Here is a 17,884-nt window from a genome sequence, read left to right on the forward strand (position 1 = left end):
CGTGCGACGGGTCGCGGCCCTGTGGCCCGCCGTCCCGCCGGTCGGTGCGCGACCCCCTCCGGGTAGCCCCCTCACAGCCAGCTAGGAGAACAGTGATCCCTCGGATAGGCAGTGCCCCCAGCGAGGTGTGCCCGTGCTGAGCATCGCGGACCTGCTCCGTGCCGACCCGTCCCTGCCCGGCGGGGAGCCCTCCGGCGCCGATCCGCTCCTCGACGACGACGCGTTGGAAGGGGCCGCGGTGCTGGACGCCCGGCTGGATCCGCGGGGTGCGACCGGCGCCGTCCTGTTCGACCTGCGGACCGCCCTCGCCCATGCGGAGGCGGTGGCCGGGCTGTTGGTCGTGCGGGGGGTGTGGGACTTCCAGTGCGCGGTGGCCGAGCCCGGGGCGGCGCCGGGGGCCTTGACCGTGGTGTCGAGCACCCCGATCGACGCCCAGGACGCGTTCACCCTGCGGATCGGCACCGCACCGCGGGCCGCGGTCGTCCTCAGCGGGGAGAGCGCCGAGTTCTACGTGCTGGACGTGCCGTCCGCCGGGGACGAGGTGCCGGTGCCCGGGGCCGTGACCACCGTGCGCCGGCCGCAGCCGCACTGGGGGTCGGACTGTTCGGTGCTCGCCGCCTTCCACCGCAAGCGGTCCGCGGAGCCGGTCTGAGGCCGCGTCGCCGGCGAACGGGAACACGCACGAGGGCCGCCGCACCGGGATCGGTGCGGCGGCCCTCGTGCGTGTCGCGTCAGGTCAGAAGCGGCGCGTGATCAGCGCCCGCTTCACCTCCTGGATCGCCTTGGTGACCTCGATGCCGCGCGGACAGGCGTCCGTGCAGTTGAACGTGGTGCGGCAGCGCCACACGCCGTCCTTGTCGTTGAGGATCTCCAGCCGCTGCTCGCCGGCCTCGTCGCGCGAGTCGAAGATGAAGCGGTGGGCGTTGACGATCGCGGCCGGGCCGAAGTACTGGCCGTCGTTCCAGAACACCGGGCAGGACGAGGTGCACGCGGCGCACAGGATGCACTTGGTGGTGTCGTCGAAGCGCTCGCGGTCCTCGGCGGACTGGTAGCGCTCCCGGGTCGGCTCGTTGCCCTTGGTGATCAGGAACGGCATGACGTCCCGGTACGCCTGGAAGAACGGCTCCATGTCCACGATCAGGTCCTTGAGGACCGTGAGGCCCTTGATGGGCTCGATCGTGATCGGCTTCGCCGGGTTGATGTCCTTGATCAGCGTCTTGCACGCCAGCCGGTTGCGGCCGTTGATGCGCATCGCGTCGGAGCCGCAGATGCCGTGGGCGCAGGAGCGGCGGAAGGTGAGGGTGCCGTCCAGGTCCCACTTGATCTTGTGGAGGCCGTCGAGGACCCGTTCCTTGGGGTCGATCTCGAACTGGAAGTCCTCCCACACGGCGTCCGCCGTCAGCTCCGGGTTGAAGCGCCGGATGCGGAACGTGACCGTGATCAGGTGGGAGGACGAGGCCGCGGCCTCGGCCTTGTCGAGTACGGGGGTTGCCATCAGTACTTACGCTCCATCGGCTGGTAGCGGGTCTGCACGACCGGCTTGTAGTCGAGACGGACCGAGTCCGTGCCGTCGGCCGCGACCTCGCGGTACGCCATGGTGTGGCGCATGAAGTTGACGTCGTCGCGGTTCGGGTAGTCCTCGCGGTAGTGACCGCCGCGGGACTCCTTGCGGGCCAGCGCCGAGACGGCCATGACCTCGGCCAGGTCGAGCAGGTTGCCCAGCTCGATCGCCTCCAGCAGGTCCGTGTTGAACCGCTTGCCCTTGTCCTGCACGGACACGTTCTTGTAGCGCTCGCGCAGTTCCGCGACCTTCTCGACGGCCGTCTTGATGGTCTGCTCCGTGCGGAACACCATCACGTTGGCGTCCATCGTCTCCTGGAGCTCCTTGCGGATCTGGGCGACCCGCTCGGTGCCGGTGGAGTTGCGCAGCCGCTCGACCTGGTCGACGACGAGCGCGGCCGGGTCCTCCGGCAGCTCCACGAAGTCGGCCGTGGCGGAGTACTCGGCGGCGGCGATGCCCGCGCGGCGTCCGAAGACGTTGATGTCGAGCAGCGAGTTGGTGCCCAGGCGGTTGGCGCCGTGCACCGAGACGCAGGCGACCTCGCCGGCCGCGTACAGGCCCGGCACGACGGTGGTGTTGTCCGCCAGCACCTCGCCCTCGACGTTGGTCGGGATGCCGCCCATGGCGTAGTGCGCGGTCGGCTGGATCGGGATCGGGTCCGTGTAGGGCTCGATGCCGAGGTAGGTCCGCGCGAACTCCGTGATGTCCGGGAGCTTGGCGTCCAGCTGCTCCGGCGGGAGGTGCGTGAGGTCCAGGTAGACGTGGTCGCCCTCGGGGCCGCAGCCGCGGCCCTCGCGGATCTCGGTGTAGATGGAGCGGGAGACGACGTCACGGGACGCGAGGTCCTTCATGACCGGCGCGTACTTCTCCATGAAGCGCTCGCCGTCCTTGTTGCGCAGGATGCCGCCCTCACCGCGGGCGCCCTCCGTCAGCAGGATGCCCATGCGCCAGATGCCAGTCGGGTGGAACTGGAAGAACTCCATGTCCTCCAGCGGCAGCCCGCGCCGGTAGCAGGCCGCCTGGCCGTCGCCGGTGAGGGTGTGCGCGTTGGAGGTGACCTTGAAGAACTTGCCGGTGCCGCCGGAGGCGTAGATCACGGACTTCGCCTGGAAGACGTGGATCTCGCCGGTGGCCAGCTCGTAGGCGACGACGCCCGCCGAGCGCTTGACCCCGTCGACCTCGGTGATCAGCTGGTCGAGGACGTAGAACTCGTTGAAGAACTCGACGCCCTCCTTGACGCAGTTCTGGTACAGCGTCTGGAGGATCATGTGGCCGGTGCGGTCCGCCGCGTAGCAGGCGCGGCGGACGGGGGCCTCGCCGTGGTTGCGGGAGTGCCCGCCGAACCGGCGCTGGTCGATGGTGCCGTCCGGGGTCCGGTTGAACGGCAGGCCCATCTTCTCCAGGTCGAGGACGGCGTCGATGGCCTCCTTCGCCAGGATCTCGGCGGCGTCCTGGTCGACCAGGTAGTCACCGCCCTTGATGGTGTCGAAGGTGTGCCACTCCCAGTTGTCCTCCTCCACGTTGGCGAGCGCGGCGGCCATGCCGCCCTGCGCGGCGCCCGTGTGGGACCGGGTGGGGTAGAGCTTGGTCAGCACGGCGGTGCGGCTGCGCTTCGTGGCCTCGATGGCGGCGCGCATTCCGGCGCCGCCCGCGCCGACGATGACGGTGTCGTACTTGTGGATCTTCATGGTGGTTGCCTCAGCCCCGTGCCTAGCGGATGTTCGGGTCGAAGGTGAAGATCACCAGCGTGCCCAGCAGGATCGTGAACACCGTGGCGGTGTAGAGCAGGCCCTTGAGCCAGAGCCGGGTGTTCGGGCGCTCGGCGTAGTCGTTGATGACCGTGCGCAGGCCGTTGGCGCCGTGCAGCATCGCGAGCCAGAGCATCACCAGGTCCCAGGTCTGCCACCAGGGCGAGGCCCAGCGGCCCGCCACGAAGGCGAAGCCGATCTTGGACACGCCGCCGTCGAGGACCAGCTGGATCAGCAGGTGCCCGAGGACGAGGACGACCAGGACGATGCCGGACAGGCGCATGAACAGCCACCCGTACAGCTCGAAGTTCCCGCGCGTGGACTTCGGCGTCTTGCCGGTGCGCTTGCGGGGGGCCTCGATGAGGGGGGCCGGGTTGTCGGGGCCGTAGACGGCCGCGCCTTCGACGGCGCCGATGCCGGACTGTGCGGAGAGATCGGTCGACATGTGCGTCAGCTCCCGAAGACTTCACGAACGGCGTGGCCGAGCACCGGGTACAGCGCCCCGATCATCAGCACGACCCAGATGCCGACCACGGTCCACAGCATCTGCTTCTGGTAGCGGGGGCCCTTCGACCAGAAGTCGACGGCGATCACCCGAAGGCCGTTCAGCGCGTGGAAGAGGACGGCGGCGACGAGGCCGTACTCCAAGAGCGCGACGAGGGGTGTCTTGTAGGTGGCGACGACCTTGTCGTACGCCTCCGGGGAGACACGGACGAGTGCGGTGTCCAGCACATGGACGAACAGGAAGAAGAAGATGAGGACGCCGGTGACTCGATGAGCCACCCAGGACCACATTCCTTCCCGGCCGCGGTACAGCGTTCCAGCCGGCACGGAAGAACCCTCCGGGAGCGGGGATCAGGGCCTGCCGGCTTGGGGTGTCGGTCTGGCCCGGCCGGGTACGGTCCACCGGCCCCGGCCATCGTAGCGACGACTTGTCGGAACCTTCACGTGGGGCCGGCCGGTGTGATCAAACAGGCAATCAAACGGGCACGTATGGGTGATCAACATCGCTTTTCGGTCACTCTCCGAAGGGTCGGACGGACCCTCAGAAGGGCTCTTTTCGGTCATTCATGGAGGAATGACCCTCCGGTTGTTCCCCGCGCGCCCGGGTGCCGGGCGGGCCGACGGTCGGTTCCGGGGCCGTCGCGGTCGTGGTGCGGTCCTGCGCCAGTCGGGTGAGGCGCCCGCGGGCGATCCGGCGCAGTTCGTCGGCGACGAGCGTCCGTTCCTCCTCCGGGTCGTGGCCCAGCCGGGTGCGCAGCGCGCTGAGCACCCGGTCGAGCGACTCCTCCGGCGGGCAGTCGTCCAGGCAGTGCAGGAAGGCGTGGCCGAATCTGCTCTCGTAGGCGGCGTGCGCGGCGCTCAGGGCGGTGCGGGCGGCGGAATGGCCCGGCCCGGTGGCGCTGGGCGGACGGGTGGGGGCCTCCCGGGCGAGGGCTTCCGCGAGGTCGGGGGCCGTGAGGTCGTACGCCGCCTCGTCCGCGGCGGCCAGCAGGGCCTCCAGCGTCGGGTAGGGGCGGTGCGCGGCGAGTCGGGCGGCCCAACGGTGGCTGGCGCAGCAGCCCAGGAACGCGCCGAGCGCGGTCTCGGGCGCGGCGGAGTTCAGTCGGTCGAGGCCGGCCGGGACGGGGGTGCGCTGCCGGGGCGGTCCGGCGGCGGCGGTCGGTCGGAGGAACCCGTGAGAGGGCAGCGTGGCTCCCTGGTGAGGAACGGTGCGACGGCGTGGGTCGCGTGGTGCCGGGGCGGTGCGGCGGTGCGGAAGGTGTGCGCCGTCGCAGGTGGGAAGCGGTTGTGCCGGATGGTGCGGACGGCACGGATGGGATCTGTGCGGCCACGCTAGCGATCCGCTGCCGGAAGGCGTCCGACAGGGGCACGGATATCACCCGAACGGAAGAGTTTGGGTCCGCTGCGCTGACGTCGACCGGGATCGCTGACGCGTCGTCGGCGCCGATGATAGGGACTCGCCCGAGGTGCGCCGCACCCGGGGACGGGAGAGGGTCGAGGGCATGACGAGGAAGCCGCGGGGGCGTGCGCCGTCCCCGAAGCACCGACGGGCCGACGGGTCCCGCCGGACCGTCAGGGTGCTCCTCGCGCTCGCCGTCCTCGTCGTCCTGGGCGGGCTCGCCGCGGTGCTCGCGCTGGTGCTCGGCGACGGTGACGGCACCGGTACCGACGCCACGGCCGACTCCCCGACGTCCACCGGACCCGCCGCGTCCCCGTCCGGGCCCGCCGAGTCGGCCCGCCCCAGCCCCACCGGCCCGCTGTCCCGGGCGCCGCTCACCATTCCCGCGGTACGGGAGCACACCCCGGCCCGGGGTCCCGGCTGGCGACCCGCGGCGGACCGGCGGGTCGTCGTCGCCGATGCCGCGCTCGCCGACGAGGGCCGGCTGATCGCGGACGAACTGGGGCTCGGGTTCGCACAGGACGCGGCGGCCGGGCCGGGGGACGTGGAACTGGCCCTCGACGGCGACGGCGACGGCAGTTCCGAGGCGTACGTCCTGACCGTGCGGGACGACCGGGTCCGGATCGCCGGCGCCACCGAGCGGGGCGTCTTCCACGGCACCCGCACCCTCAAGCAGGCGGTGCGCGGGGCGGGGGCGGCGCCCGAGGGCGTCGTCCGGGACGAGCCGGCCAAGCCCCGGCGCGGCTTCATGCTGGACATCGCCCGCAAGACCTACTCCGTCGGCTGGATCGAGGACCGGATCCGGGAGCTGGGCGACCTCAAGTTCAACGAGCTGGGCCTGCACTTCTCCGACGACCAGGGCTTCCGCATCGCCTCCGACCGGCACCCGGAGGTGGTGTCCCGGGACCACCTGACCAAGGCCGAGGTCCGCCGGATCCTGGCGCTGGCGCGCAGCCGGCACATCGACGTGGTGCCGGAGATCGACTCCCCGGGGCACCTCGGTGCGGTGATCGCCGCCCACCCCGACCTGCAACTGCGCGGCACCGACGGCTCGGGTCCGCGGGGCGCCGTCGACATATCCCGGCCCGGGGCGGGAGAGATCGTGGACGAGTTGCTGCGCGAGTACGCGGAGCTGTTCCCCGGCCCGTACTGGCACCTGGGCGGGGACGAGTACCCGGCGCTCTTCGCCCGGGACCCGGCCGCCCGCTACCCGCAACTCGCCGCGGCGGCCCGGGAGCGGTACGGGGCCGGGGCCACCGTCCGCGACCTCGCCACCGGTTGGGTCGAGGACCGGGCCGAGACGGTGCGCGACCTGGGCCGGCGACCGCGGGCCTGGAACGACGGGTTCTTCCGGGGCGGGGTGCAGCCCGCCGAGGACATCGAGACCGCGTACTGGACGGGCACCGAGATCGGCGCCCGGGAGCCCGTGGAGTACTTGCGCACCGGTCGCCCTCTGGTCAACTACAACGACGAGTACCTCTACTACGTCCTAGGGGAGCCCAACCAGTTCACGTACCCGACCGGGCGGCGGATCTACGAGGAGTGGACCCCGCTGGTGGTGCGGGGCACCCGCCCCGTCGACCGGCGCTACGACCGGCAGATCCTCGGCGGTTCCTTCGCGGTGTGGGGCGACTTCCCGAACGCGCAGACCCCCGCGCAGGTCGCGGCCGGCATCAGGCTGCCGCTGCGGGCGACCGCCCAGAAGCTGTGGGACCCGGCCCGGCCCGCCCTCGCCTGGGACGAGTTCGTCCGCCTCGCGGACCGGGTCGACTGAGCCGGCCCGTCGTCGCGCGGGGCCACCGGGTGCAGGAACCCTGCGGCGGATGTCGTACCGGGGCGTCTGCCGTTCGACGCACCGGCGGGCGGTCACCCGGTACGGCGCTCCCCGGCCGCACGGCGGCGGGGGACGGGGAAGCGGGAGGAAACGGGACGCACCCCGTCGCCGGGGCGCGCACCGGGGCCGACCCATCGGAGTGAACCGCCACAAAGCGCCCAAGGGCTAGCGCACGGCCGCGGCAGTGTGGTGATCTGGTCGGCGTCCGCGCATGGCGGGATTTCGCTCGGGACGGGGGACGACCGAATGGGCTACTGGGGTTATTACGTCGTGGGCCGGGGCGGGGAACCGCTCGACGGCACCGACGCCCTCGCGGCCGTCCGGGGCGAACTCAGTCTGTTGGAGCGACGCGCCGACGGTTGGCAGGTCTGGGAGTGCCCGGGCGGCGAGGACGGCACCGACATCGGCAGCATGAACGCCCTGGCGCTGGAGACCGGGGCCCCGGCCCTCTTCGGGTACGTCATGAACAGCGCGTGCGTGGTGGTGGAGGCCGCGGCCCCGGACGGCGGTGGCTGGACCACCTGCCTGGACCGGGCGGCCACCGCAGCCCACCTCGGCGGCGACGAACGCACCCTGGAGGACTACTTCCTCGCGCCGACGGACGCCGCGGACCGGGCGGTCGGCTGGGCGGCGGAGGCCGGGGCGACGGTCGCCCCGGGACCGCTCGTCGAGGTGCTGGGCGCCCGTGCGGACCCCTCCGCCGAACAACTGTTCTTCCGCTTCCTGGAACGCCTCGGAGTGATGCGGCTGTGACGCCTGGGGCGCGGGACACGCAGAAAGGACAAGTGCGGACGCCGCAGGAAGGCGCCACGCCGGTGGTGACGGGAGGCGTCATGAGCCTGGTCGAACTGATATCCGAGGCGGACGAGAGGGGGCTCGCCGTCAGCGGCCTCGCCTGCCTCGACCGCTGCGTCTCGCTGCTCGGCGGCGACGACGAACTGCTGCGCCCGCTGTGGGCGGTGCTGAGCGCTGGCGGGGACGCCGGACAGTGGGGAGAGCGGGTCGACCTGGTCCGCACCGCACTGGCCGAAGCCACCGCCGGCGGGGAGTGCGCCACCGAGGACGAGGCCGGGGACCTGGCCCTGCGGATGCTGGCCGACGCGCCCGTCGCATTGCCGTACGCACTCCGGGGCGGGGACGCCCCGGACCCCGGTCTGCGGACCTGGGCGGACGACTGTTCGCTGGCCTCGCTCCGCATCCACCTGCTGCTGGACCCGGCCCGGGACGGGGTTGCCGAGGGCGCCGTCGCCGACTCCGTGGACGAACCCCTGGTCGCGGCCCGGGAGGACCGTGCCGCCGAACTGCCGCCGCTGGCCGCCGCCGAACTGCGACGGCAGCAGACCACCCTCGAACTGGTCGCCGCCCGGGGCACCGGGGGGATGCGTCAGGCGCACGCGGTGACGACCGAGGGCCGACGGGTGCTGCGGGCGGTGGTCTCCCGGCGGGCTCGTGGCCGGAACTGAGCGGTCCGACCGTGGGGTGCGGCGCAGGTCGGTCCGGCCCGCGGATGGCCGGTTCCCTACGGCGCCCGCAGGGGGCCGGTCCCGCCCCCGCCGCGCCGGGACGACACCGGCCGCGGCAGCTGCCAGGGCAGGGCGGATCCGCGGCGGAAGGGGAGTGGCCCGACCGGTGAAACCCCAGGTCGGGGCGGGAAGAGCGGGGAGCGGGCCGCTGGGCCGCCCGGCGGCGTCCCGGGCGCGACGGCAGCCGACGGGAGGGGAGGCGGTGCGGAGGCAACGACCGGGGCCGCCACCCCCCACAGGAGAGGCCCCGGCCGCCGCACGGCACGGGCCGCGCGGCGGCCCGTATCTACTACTGCGCCGGAGGCTCGTTTTGTGTCACACCCCACTCTTCCCGGTGGTAGTTGCGGCTTGTACAAACATGGACGTGGACGCATTTCAGGCCGTAGCGTGCCTTTCGCGCCGAGTGCGGGCCATCGATGTCCGCGGTCATTCAGGGACCGCAACCATGGACGGGAAGACCACGACGGTGACCTGCCGACTCGCGGACGCGACGTCGGTCCAGGCGCAATGAGGGAGTGCGTTGAGTGCTGGGGGACGACGCGGAGTTGACCGCCGCGGTGCTTGCGGCTCAGCACGGGGATGACGGGGCCTTCCGAACGGTGTACCGCTCGGTGCATCCACGGCTGCTGGGATACGTCCGGACGCTGGTCGGCGACCCGGACGCCGAAGACGTGGCCTCCGAGGCCTGGCTCCAGATCGCCCGTGACCTGGACCGGTTCAGCGGTGACGCCGACCGGTTCCGCGGGTGGGCGGCCCGGATCGCGCGCAACCGCGCGCTGGACCACATACGCATGCGGGGCCGTCGCCCCGCGATAGGCGCGGACGAGACCGAGCTGACCGGCAAGCCCGCCGAGTCGGACACCGCGGTCGAGGCGATGGAGGCGCTGGCCACCAGCCGCACCCTGTCGCTGATCGCGCGGCTGCCCCAGGACCAGGCCGAGGCGGTGGTGCTGCGGGTGGTCGTCGGCCTCGACGCGAAGACGGCGGCACAGACCCTCGGCAAGCGCCCCGGCGCCGTGCGGACCGCCGCCCACCGGGGGCTGAAACGTCTCGCCGAACTGCTCGGCGACGAGCCCGAAGAGGATGACCCGGCCCCCTCGGAACGCCTCGACGCAGTGCCCCGTCCGCGCCGCCCGGGAGCGCGGGAAGCCCTGTCCGCCGGTGTGACGCATTCGCGAACGCGGACGCAGAAGGACATGTGATGCCCGACGAGCAGGAACGGTGGCCCGACCGAGAGGTGGCGGAACGCCTGCTGCGGGGGGAACGACCCGAGGACACCGGTGGCCTGCACGGCGGCGACGCCTGGGGGAACGGACGGGCCGACCGGCTGGCCGGGTTCCTGGACGCGCTGCGGGACGAGGCCGGGCGCGGGCCCGACCGCTCCGCCGGGTCCCGGGAGCACCGGCACCCCGGCGCGGCACCCGCCCGGAACGCCGCCGGCTTCGACGGCGAGCTGCCCGGCGAGGCGGCGGCGGTGGCCGCGTACCGCGTGGCGCACGCCCGCCGGACGGCCACGGCGCCCGGGGTCGAGCCCGACGCCACCGTGCGGCCCGAGCCTGCGCGGCCCGCAGCCGGGCGGCGGGGGCACGTCCGCCGGCGCCCGCGGTGGGCGCGGCCGGTGCGGTTCACCATCACCTCGGTGCTGGTCGCGGGCATGATCGGCGGGGTCGCCGTCGCCACCGGCACCGGGGTGCTGCCGACGCCGTTCGACGGACGCGGCACCATCACCGGCGACCACCCGCACCCCCGGACGACCGCCCCGGTGCCCGTCCCGCCCACCGCCACGGTCTCCGGGGGCGAGTCCCCGGACGGGGCCAGCGGGAGCGCCGTGCCGGAGCGCCCGTTCCGATCCCCGGGCACCCCTCGGGTCGGGGACGTCCCCACCACGACGGGGGACCCGACGCCGGGCCCGGAGGGCGGGGCGTGGGTGGTCCGGGCGGTCGAGGACTGTCGGGAGCACCGGCAGGGCGCCCTGGACGCCGAGGGCCTTGGGCGACTGGAACGCGCCGCCGGCGGCCCGCACCGGGTGACCGGCTTCTGCGTGCGGATGCTGGCCCGCCACGCAGCCGTGCCCTCCGGACCACCCGCCGCGGGCCGGCGGCAGGCGGACGAGCGGGAGGACCGAGGGGGCCGGGAGGACCGCGAAGCCGAGGGCGCCCGCCGTCCCGCGGACCGGCGTTCGGGCGCCGACCGGGACGACCGCGGCCCCGGCGGCCGGGACCGCGGAGAGCGGGAGGCCGCCGGTGGCGCCCGGGGCGAGGGCCGCAAGGGCGGCGACCGCCCCGACGGCGGCAAGGGCAGGGACGACGAACGGGGGAACGGCGTGGCCGGCGGCACTCCGGCGAAGCCCCGCCGCGGCGGCGACCCCGACCCGGGCGGGCCCCGCGGCGCCTCTCCCGCCCCGACCCGGGTCGCCGGCGGGGTCCCGGTGCCCGCGCGGCCCCCGGTGTCCTCCCCCTCGCCTTCCCCCTCCTCCGGGACCCCCTCTCCCCTCTCCGCCCGCCCGGGAGCATCCTTCGCGGGCTGAGTCGCCGCGGCCGGCTGAGCCGGCCGCGCACCGGACCGCGAGCGCGTTCCCTTCCCCCGCGGTCGCGGGGGAAGGGAACGGGTATCGGCCACCGAACCCCGGGCTTTTCCTGGCGATATGTCCGAGCGGGGCCGCTTCTGACCTGGAGGGTTCTCGTCAAGCTGGAGAAAATTCCCGCCAGGTGTGACGTTTTGCCGAGTGATGGCGCAGTATCAAGTGGGCCGACTGGTCATCGGCCTCGCGAGAGCCGGGGTTCCCCCCGTACCTACGGCTCGTCGCCACCGGCGCGGGCGGGACATGTTCCCCCGGTCCCGCCCGCGCCACTGTGGCTCCCTTCCGCCGGATCCGACGGGTCCGGCTCCTCCTGCTCCCGCGGCCCGCCGGGCCGGGTCCGGCCGACGGACGACCCTGTCGCGATGTCCCGTTTTCGTGCGAGACTCCGCCTCATGCTCGGTGTCACAGACCTCTCCACCTACCTGGTGGGCCTCGTCCTCATCATCCTGTTGCCGGGGCCGAACTCCCTCTACGTGCTGTCGGTCGCGGCCCGCCAAGGCGTGCGGCGGGGGTACACGGCGGCGGCCGGGGTGTGGGCCGGGGACCTGGTGCTGATGACGCTGGCGGCGGCGGGCGCGGCCTCCCTGCTCCAGAGCAACCCGGTGCTGTTCGGCATCGTGAGGTTCGCGGGCGCCGGTTACCTGGCCTGGCTGGCGGTCGGGCTGCTGCGGTCGGCCTGGGGGATGTGGCGGGAGCGCCGTGAGGAGCCGGCCCGGGAGGACGGGGCCGAGCGGGCCCCGGTGGACTCGGGGGAGCGGCCGTTCCGGCGGGCCTTCCTGATCAGTCTGCTGAACCCGAAGGCCATCCTGTTCCTGATCTCCTTCTTCGTGCAGTTCGTGGACCCGGCGTACGCCTATCCGGCGGTGACCTTCGTGGTGCTCGGCACCTGCCTCCAGGTGGCCAGTGCGCTGTACCTGTCGGCGTTGATCTTCGGCGGGTCCCGGCTGGCCGCCCTGTTCCGCAGCCGCCGCCGGCTGTCGGCCGGGGCGACCACGGCGGCGGGCGCGCTCTTCCTCGGTTTCGCGGCGAAGCTGTCGACCGCCGGGGCGTGACCCCGTCCGGCAGCGGGCGGGTCAGTGGTGCCAGGCGCGCCCGCCCACGTTGTGGATCATCCGTTGCAGCACCTTGACCGTCGCCACGTACTCCGCTTCGGAGACCCCGGCGTGCAGGGTGGCCATCCGGGCCTGCTGGGTCGCGGCGGCCGCTTCCCGCAGGGCGCGACCGGCCTCGGTGATCCGGACCTGCGCCGTCCCCTCCTCGGTGTCGGCGAGGCCGCGCCGGACCAGGTCGCCGGTCTCGGCTTCGATCGTGGTCTCCAGGTCGTCGAGGTAGCCGCTGAGCAGGGCGACGAGATCGGGCAGGGGGCGGCCCCCGGGTGAGTCGGCGAGTTGGTTGAGGATCCACCACTGCGGCTGGGCGAGTCCGTGCTCGGCGAGCCCGGCCCGGATGAACGGCACCACGGCGTCGTACGTCGCCCAACTCCAGTAGCCGATGGGCTGACGGGCGAGTCCCTGGTCATCGTGTGTGTACTCCATGCCGCGACGGTAGGAGCTCAACCAAGGTCGAGGTCAAGCGCCGCCCCCGCTCACCCCAGCGCGGCCCGCTTCACCGCCCGGGCCCCGCGGGCGACCCGGCGGACCGCCGCGTTCCGGGGGAGGAACGCGAACTGCCGCGGCACCCCGCCGGGCAACCCCAGGGCGGTCAGCCGACGCTTCTTGAAGTACCGGCGGGTGTGCTCGTCCAGGTGCCGGGCGAGGTACTCCACGGCCTCGGGGCGCCGGTCGGCGAGCACCCGCGGCTGCATCGCGAAGCCGACCGCCGTCACCAGGGCCGCCGCGTCCACGGCGGTGCCTCCCCCCGCCCCGTCCGGGGCGGCGGCGAGGTCGGGGACGAGGGCGTCGACGAGGGTGACCGGCACCCGGTTGCCGTTCTGGTACGGGGTCAGCCGCTCCAACAACAGCTCGGTGCCGACCCGGGCGACCGGCAGCCCGTGGAACGTGGCCGCCGTGAACAGCGCCGTGGAGAAGCAACCGACGACCAGCCCGGGCGGTCGCCTGCGGTAGAGCACCTCGGCGAGCACCGGGCGGTCCAGCACCGTCAACTCCGCGCCCGCCTCGGACGCGGCCCGGGCGAGCCGGGCCGACTGCCGGGCGGGGGCGGTGGGGTGGGGCTTGAAGGTGATCCGGCGGTGCCCGCGGGCGAGGGCCCCGTGCAGCATCCGCAGATGGAGGTCCTCCTCCTCGTCGGGGGTGAGGATGCCGAGCTCGGCCAGGTACTGGCCGAGCAGCAGGGCCGGCCCCGGCCCGTCGGCGCCCCGGTCCGCGGGGGGAAGGTCGACGTCCCCGGTGGCGTCGGCGAGTTCGTCCAGCACCTTCCCGAACGCATCGGTCGGCACCGGGCGGGCCGGCACCTCGAACTCGGTGAGCAGCAGCGGGCGCAGCCCCGGCACCAGGTCCAGGTGGAGCAGTTCGCGGACCCGGGTGCCGATCAGCACGTCGAGGCGGTCGCGGGTGGGTCCGTAGCTCATCAGCCCGTCGGCGTAGACGTGCAGGGGGGCGTCCGGGAAGATCCTGGCGATCGCCATGGCCGGGTTGACGTGCAGGGATTCCACCACCAGCGCCACCTCCTCGTCGCCCAGGTCCCAGGCGAGCCGCAGCGAGCGTTCCCAGAGCGGGACGTCCTGGGTGCGGGGGGACCAGGCGCTCGGGTGGAACGGGGCGACCGTCGCGTTCCACGAGCGCACCTCGTCGAACCGCGAGGCCAGCCGGGCGAAGCCGGGCGAGGCGTCCAGCGGGGGAGCGGTCTCGGGCACGGCGGCGTTCCGGGAGAGCAGCAGCACCGTGCGGTCGGCCGCCGGGAGCAGGCCCGCGTCGAGCGCGGCGGCGAGGGTGGCGACCCCGTAGGAGGTGGAGGCGAGCAGCACGCGGACGGTCATGCGGCGACCTCCGCTCCGACCGGGCGGCGGCGCAGCCGGCGCAGTCGCGTGGCGCGCGGGGCGTCCATCCCGTCGAGCACCTCGTCCAGCACCGCCTGCGGCATGCGCCGCAGCGCCGCCGCGCTGCGGTCCCGCAGCGCCCGGGCCACGGCGGGCTCGAACTTCTCGGGGGTGCTCAGGTGGTGGGCGATGACCGCGCAATAGGTGCGCACCGCTTTCGGGAGGAATTTCTCCGCCTCGCGGTCGTCGGATGTTTCCATGAGAACCCGGTCGAAAGCGCGAATGAAGTCGAGTTGCCGGACATCGCCGATCTGGGTGAGGGACGAGGATATTCCACGTCGATAGAAAATCCCCAACGATCCGCTGATGACCATGGATTCGGCCTCGCGGTGCAGCCGCCAGATCCAGGGCCGGTCCTCGGCGGTGTGCAGCCCGGCGGGGAAGTGCAGCAACCCCCGGTCCGCCAGCCGCCGGTGGTAGGCGCCGGCCCAGGCGTAGGGGTAGTCCACCGACGTCGACCGGTCGGCGGGCAGGATCAGGGTCCGCGGGTCGAGGACCTCGCCCCGCCGCCCGTGCGGCACCCGGTGCACCGTGCGGGTCCGGCCGGTGCTGCGCACGTGATCGGTGCGGACGAAGTCGCAGCCCCACCTCTCCATGCACGCCACCAGTCGGGCGTAGTGGCCGGGGGCGACCCAGTCGTCGCCGTCCAGGAACGTCAGGTACCGGCCGCGGGCCGCGTCCAGGCCCGTGTTGCGGGCGGCGGCCAGTCCCGCGTTGTGCGGGTGCCGCAGCAGCACCGCGCCCGGCAACTCCTCCGCGGCACGGTCGAGGAGGTCCCCGGTGCCGTCCTCGGAACAGTCGTCCACCAGGAGGAACTCGACGTCGTCGCGGGCGTTCGCGCGCAGACTCCGCAGGGCGTCGGGTGCGTAGGGCCGGACGTTGAAGAACGGCACGATCACGGAGAGCTTGACCACCCGGCAGACGTTATGCGGAGAGCCAGCACCCGTGTCGACCCGCAGGCGTATGTCCGATGAACGCCCCGTGACGGAATGGCCAACCGGACGCGGTCCGTTCTTTTCCCGGGGGAGTTTGACGAATTCGCGGTGTGCTGTTCACCGTTTGTTGTACTCGGGTTGGGCCGCGCCTTTGGCTTTCTTCCTAGCGTCCTCGGTGTGTCAACAAGCACCTCGAAGTCCCCGCGGGTCGCCGTGCTCGCCGATTCGGACACCCGATGGAAGTGGGGCGCCCTCACCGCGCACCGACTGGCCCCCGACGGCCGGCTCGACGGCTACCTGCTGCGCGGCCGGGCCACCCCCACCGACCGTCAACTCCGAGAGGTCGGCGTCCCCGCGGCCTCCCGCACGGAGGTCACCACCGCAGAATTCCTCGCCGCCATGGCGCGCGCACCCCACGACGTGGTCGTGCTCGCCCTCGTCGGCGGCGGCGTCCAGGCGGTGCTGCACGGCCTCGCCCGCGCCTGGCGCGGCCGGGACCGCCGCCCCGTGGTCGTCACCGGCTACGTCGGCGTGGTCTACGAGAAGCTGACCGACGGGCTGCTGCTGCGGCACGGCGCGGACCTCGTCCTCGCCAACTCCCGGGCCGACGCCGAACGGTTCCGCGCCGTGTACGCGGGGGTGGGCGCCGACCCGGCCGCCGTGGTCGAGGTGGCCCTGCCGTTCCTCGACGGCGCCCCCTACCGCCGGCGGGACCCGTACACGGTGGTGTTCGCCGCCCAGCCCTCGGTGCCGGCCGACCGGGCCGACCGCGGCTACCTGCTGGAGCGGCTGATCCGGCACGCCCGACTCCACCCGGACCGCCGGGTGCTGCTGAAGCTGCGGTCCCGGCCCGGCGAACACACCACCCACGTCGAGGAGTCGCCCTACCAGAAGCTGGTGCGGGGGCGGGCCACGCCCGACAACCTCCGCCTGGTGTACGGGCACATGGGCGAGGTGCTGGACGACGCCGACCTGCTGGTCACCGTCAGCTCCACCGCAGCCCTCGAAGCGCTGCACCGGGGGGTGCCCACCGCGGTCCTCACCGACCTCGGGGTGCGCGAGGCGCTCGGCAACCACCACTTCGTGGGCTCCGGTTGCCTCACCTCCTGGGACCGGATCGACGCGGGCGGAGCACCGGTGCCCGACGCCGGATGGGTGGCCCGCCAGGGCGTCCCCCCGGCCACCGGCCCCGACCCGTACCAGGGGGCCCGCGACCGGCTCGCCGCCCTGCTCGACGGTCCCGGACCCGGGCCCCTCTCCCCCTACTACACGGCGCGTTCCGCACCCGGTTACCTGCCCGGCCTGCTGGCCCGCCACCACCTCGGGCCGGACGGCGCCCCCTTGGACGGGGCGCCCCGCGGCGACCGGGCCGCCGGCCCGGTCCGGCAGGCGGTGCGGCGGGCCGCCCGCAGCGCCTACCGGCACGGGGTGCAGCGGGTAGCCCCCGCGGTGCGCCGCCTGGGGGAGCTGTGAGGACCCGGGCGACGGCCCCCGGGACACGGACCACGACGCAGGAGGACGGACCATGACGACACGATCCACCCGAGCCGCCGCACCCGGGCGGGTGTTGGCGGTGGTGCCGGCCCGGGGCGGCTCCAAGGGAGTGCCCGGGAAGAACCTCGCGCAGGTCGGCGGCGTGCCGCTGGTCGTCCGCGCGGTCGAGGCGTGCCGGGCCGCCCCGCACGTCGACGACGTGGTGGTGTCCACCGACGACCTCGCCATCGCCGGGGCCGCCCGCCGCGCCGGCGCCGAGGTCGTCGTCCGCCCCGCCGACCTCGCCGGCGACACCGCGAGCAGCGAAGCGGCGGTGCTGCACGCCTTGGACGCGCACGCCGCCCGCCACGGGCGCCCGGTCGACGTGGTCCTGCTCGTCCAGTGCACCAGCCCGTTCCTGACCGGCGCCGACGTCGACGCGGTCGCCGCCGCCGTCCTCGACGGCGCGGACACCGCCGTCACCGTCGCCCCCTTCCACGGCTTCGTCTGGCGCGCCGGCGGCGACCGGCAGGACGGCGACGGCACGGGCGTCAACCACGACAAGTCCGTGCGCCCCCGCCGCCAGGACCGCCCGCAGGACCTGCTGGAGACCGGCGCCGCCTACGCGATGGCCGTCCCCGGCTTCCGGGCCGCCCGGCACCGCTTCTTCGGCCGCACCGCCCTGGTCCGCACCGACCCGGAACGGGTCCTGGAGGTCGACGACCCGCACGACCTCGCCCGGGCCCGCGCCCTTGCCCCGCTGCTGGACGCGGACCGCCCCGGCGCCCTGCCGCGCCGCGGCGACGTGGACGCGGTCGTCCTCGACTTCGACGGCACCCAGACCGACGACCGGGTGCTGATCGACGCGGACGGGCGGGAGACCGTCGCCGTGCACCGCGGGGACGGACTGGGCGTCGCCGCCCTGCGCCGCGCGGGAGTGGACCTGCTGATCCTCTCCACCGAACGGAACCCGGTCGTCGCCGCCCGGGCCCGCAAGCTGGGCGTCCCGGTCCTGCACGGCATCGACCGCAAGGACCTCGCCCTCGACCGGTGGTGCCGGGAGCGGGACCTCGCCCCCGAGCGCGTGCTCTACGCCGGCAACGACGTCAACGACCTGCCGTGCTTCGCCCTCGTGGGCTGGCCCGTCGCCGTCGCGGACGCCCACACCGCGGTCCGCGACGCCGCCCGCGCCGTCACCGTCCGCCGCGGCGGCGACGGCGCGGTGCGGGAGATCGCCGGCTGGCTCCTCGGCCCCGCACTCGACCCCGACCCACCCCTCACCCCCCGACCGACGGCCCTCCTCCGGCCGCTCCACGCATCGCACAACTAAG

17 protein-coding genes are annotated in these 17,884 nt (G+C 73.9%); 9 read left to right on the plus strand and 8 right to left on the minus strand.

Annotated elements, in window-relative coordinates:
• The first annotated feature begins 133 nt into the window (after positions 1-133).
• Positions 134-652, plus strand: a complete 519-nt coding sequence (locus tag ACSMX9_RS18745) for a hypothetical protein (RefSeq protein WP_445395367.1) — start codon at positions 134-136, stop codon at positions 650-652.
• Positions 653-736: 84 nt separating this feature from the next.
• On the opposite strand, the gene ACSMX9_RS18750 is transcribed toward ACSMX9_RS18745, so the two are convergent.
• The 5 genes from ACSMX9_RS18750 to ACSMX9_RS18770 form a co-directional block, all read right to left on the minus strand.
• Positions 737-1,495: a succinate dehydrogenase iron-sulfur subunit gene (locus ACSMX9_RS18750; RefSeq protein WP_351249488.1), complete on the minus strand. Its 759-nt coding sequence runs from the start codon at positions 1,493-1,495 to the stop codon at positions 737-739.
• Entirely contained in the window at positions 1,495-3,249 is a 1,755-nt protein-coding gene (gene sdhA, locus ACSMX9_RS18755; RefSeq protein ID WP_445395369.1) for a succinate dehydrogenase flavoprotein subunit, read from the minus strand. Before sdhA ends, ACSMX9_RS18750 begins: the two co-directional genes overlap by 1 nt.
• 22 nt (positions 3,250-3,271) lie before the next feature.
• Positions 3,272-3,754 (minus strand): succinate dehydrogenase hydrophobic membrane anchor subunit, encoded by a 483-nt coding sequence (locus ACSMX9_RS18760; protein WP_351249484.1) that lies wholly within the window; start codon positions 3,752-3,754, stop codon positions 3,272-3,274.
• A gap of 5 nt (positions 3,755-3,759) precedes the next feature.
• Positions 3,760-4,140 (minus strand): succinate dehydrogenase, cytochrome b556 subunit, encoded by a 381-nt coding sequence (sdhC, locus tag ACSMX9_RS18765; protein WP_351249482.1) that lies wholly within the window; start codon positions 4,138-4,140, stop codon positions 3,760-3,762.
• A gap of 214 nt (positions 4,141-4,354) precedes the next feature.
• On the minus strand, positions 4,355-4,999 hold the full coding sequence (locus ACSMX9_RS18770) for a 2-oxo-4-hydroxy-4-carboxy-5-ureidoimidazoline decarboxylase (RefSeq protein ID WP_445403027.1): 645 nt from the start codon (positions 4,997-4,999) through the stop codon (positions 4,355-4,357).
• A 316-nt stretch (positions 5,000-5,315) separates the two neighbouring features.
• Between ACSMX9_RS18770 and ACSMX9_RS18775 the strand changes: the two genes are divergently transcribed.
• From ACSMX9_RS18775 to leuE, 6 genes are all read left to right on the plus strand, one after another.
• Entirely contained in the window at positions 5,316-6,986 is a 1,671-nt protein-coding gene (locus ACSMX9_RS18775; RefSeq protein ID WP_445395371.1) for a beta-N-acetylhexosaminidase, read from the plus strand.
• Positions 6,987-7,292: 306 nt separating this feature from the next.
• Entirely contained in the window at positions 7,293-7,799 is a 507-nt protein-coding gene (locus ACSMX9_RS18780) for a hypothetical protein (RefSeq protein WP_445395373.1), read from the plus strand.
• An 80-nt stretch (positions 7,800-7,879) separates the two neighbouring features.
• Positions 7,880-8,509 (plus strand): hypothetical protein, encoded by a 630-nt coding sequence (locus ACSMX9_RS18785; RefSeq protein ID WP_351249476.1) that lies wholly within the window; start codon positions 7,880-7,882, stop codon positions 8,507-8,509.
• Positions 8,510-9,093: 584 nt separating this feature from the next.
• The gene (locus ACSMX9_RS18790; RefSeq protein ID WP_351249474.1) at positions 9,094-9,771 is read left to right on the plus strand and encodes an RNA polymerase sigma factor; all 678 of its coding nucleotides are present in this window, start codon (positions 9,094-9,096) and stop codon (positions 9,769-9,771) included.
• On the plus strand, positions 9,771-11,096 hold the full coding sequence (locus ACSMX9_RS18795; RefSeq protein WP_445395375.1) for a hypothetical protein: 1,326 nt from the start codon (positions 9,771-9,773) through the stop codon (positions 11,094-11,096). The genes ACSMX9_RS18790 and ACSMX9_RS18795 overlap by 1 nt, the downstream gene beginning before the upstream one ends.
• 446 nt (positions 11,097-11,542) lie before the next feature.
• Positions 11,543-12,202 (plus strand): leucine efflux protein LeuE, encoded by a 660-nt coding sequence (leuE, locus tag ACSMX9_RS18800; RefSeq protein ID WP_445395377.1) that lies wholly within the window; start codon positions 11,543-11,545, stop codon positions 12,200-12,202.
• 21 nt (positions 12,203-12,223) lie between these two features.
• Here the strand turns inward: leuE and ACSMX9_RS18805 are convergent, their stop codons facing one another.
• The 3 genes from ACSMX9_RS18805 to ACSMX9_RS18815 are packed head-to-tail and all read right to left on the minus strand — an operon-like array spanning position 12,224 to position 15,059.
• Positions 12,224-12,685 carry a MarR family winged helix-turn-helix transcriptional regulator gene (locus tag ACSMX9_RS18805; protein ID WP_445395379.1) on the minus strand — a complete coding sequence of 154 codons (462 nt, stop codon included), beginning with the start codon at positions 12,683-12,685 and terminating at the stop codon, positions 12,224-12,226.
• A gap of 50 nt (positions 12,686-12,735) precedes the next feature.
• Positions 12,736-14,085, minus strand: a complete 1,350-nt coding sequence (locus tag ACSMX9_RS18810) for a polysialyltransferase family glycosyltransferase (protein WP_445395381.1) — start codon at positions 14,083-14,085, stop codon at positions 12,736-12,738.
• Positions 14,082-15,059 (minus strand): glycosyltransferase family 2 protein, encoded by a 978-nt coding sequence (locus ACSMX9_RS18815; protein WP_445395383.1) that lies wholly within the window; start codon positions 15,057-15,059, stop codon positions 14,082-14,084. The genes ACSMX9_RS18810 and ACSMX9_RS18815 overlap by 4 nt, the downstream gene beginning before the upstream one ends.
• A gap of 198 nt (positions 15,060-15,257) precedes the next feature.
• On the opposite strand from ACSMX9_RS18815, the gene ACSMX9_RS18820 reads away from it, so the two are divergent.
• Together ACSMX9_RS18820 and ACSMX9_RS18825 are read left to right on the plus strand one after the other, a co-directional pair.
• The gene (locus ACSMX9_RS18820) at positions 15,258-16,553 is read left to right on the plus strand and encodes a DUF6716 putative glycosyltransferase (protein ID WP_445395385.1); all 1,296 of its coding nucleotides are present in this window, start codon (positions 15,258-15,260) and stop codon (positions 16,551-16,553) included.
• A 52-nt stretch (positions 16,554-16,605) separates the two neighbouring features.
• Positions 16,606-17,883, plus strand: coding sequence for a cytidylyltransferase domain-containing protein (locus ACSMX9_RS18825; protein ID WP_445395387.1), 1,278 nt, complete (start codon positions 16,606-16,608; stop codon positions 17,881-17,883).
• Position 17,884: the final 1 nt, after the last annotated feature.

The organism is Streptomyces sp. LE64, from assembly GCF_052606915.1.

Excerpts from the sequence above, each read along its gene's own strand:
- ACSMX9_RS18780 (WP_445395373.1), top strand. The coding sequence starts at position 7,293 with ATGGGCTACTGGGGTTATTACGTCGTGGGCCGGGGCGGGGAACCGCTC.
- ACSMX9_RS18785 (WP_351249476.1), top strand. The coding sequence starts at position 7,880 with ATGAGCCTGGTCGAACTGATATCCGAGGCGGACGAGAGGGGGCTCGCC.
- ACSMX9_RS18775 (WP_445395371.1), top strand. The coding sequence starts at position 5,316 with ATGACGAGGAAGCCGCGGGGGCGTGCGCCGTCCCCGAAGCACCGACGG.
- ACSMX9_RS18760 (WP_351249484.1), bottom strand. The coding sequence starts at position 3,754 with ATGTCGACCGATCTCTCCGCACAGTCCGGCATCGGCGCCGTCGAAGGC.
- ACSMX9_RS18810 (WP_445395381.1), bottom strand. The coding sequence starts at position 14,085 with ATGACCGTCCGCGTGCTGCTCGCCTCCACCTCCTACGGGGTCGCCACC.
- leuE (WP_445395377.1), top strand. The coding sequence starts at position 11,543 with ATGCTCGGTGTCACAGACCTCTCCACCTACCTGGTGGGCCTCGTCCTC.
- ACSMX9_RS18795 (WP_445395375.1), top strand. The coding sequence starts at position 9,771 with ATGCCCGACGAGCAGGAACGGTGGCCCGACCGAGAGGTGGCGGAACGC.
- sdhA (WP_445395369.1), bottom strand. The coding sequence starts at position 3,249 with ATGAAGATCCACAAGTACGACACCGTCATCGTCGGCGCGGGCGGCGCC.
- ACSMX9_RS18805 (WP_445395379.1), bottom strand. The coding sequence starts at position 12,685 with ATGGAGTACACACACGATGACCAGGGACTCGCCCGTCAGCCCATCGGC.
- ACSMX9_RS18825 (WP_445395387.1), top strand. The coding sequence starts at position 16,606 with ATGACGACACGATCCACCCGAGCCGCCGCACCCGGGCGGGTGTTGGCG.
- ACSMX9_RS18750 (WP_351249488.1), bottom strand. The coding sequence starts at position 1,495 with ATGGCAACCCCCGTACTCGACAAGGCCGAGGCCGCGGCCTCGTCCTCC.